Genomic DNA, 267 nt, shown 5'->3' on the forward strand with positions numbered 1-267 from the left:
CCACCTGCTCGGTCCCGGCGATTTTGGCCAGGGTCACGGCTTCGGCCATTTTCACGTTCATTCGCCCCGTCCCTGCTGCGGCGGCTTCCACCAGCCACGTGACGGCGCCATTGCCGATGCTGAGGAATTCGGCTTCGTCTGCGGTGCGGGCTTTGGGTCTGTAATCGCCTGGGATCCGGGTCCTGGTCCCGGGGAAGTGCTCATCGTTGATGGCCGGACTGCCGGGCTTGGCACGTTCATGCCGGGCGACCTCGACCGGGCCTGCTG

General features: G+C 66.3%; 1 pseudogene. It reads right to left on the reverse strand.

The window, feature by feature from the left end:
- Positions 1–267: pseudogene (locus tag AC5RTT_RS20885) on the reverse strand (IS21 family transposase); the annotation flags it as partial.

The organism is Arthrobacter sp. Y3221157, from assembly GCF_059089865.1.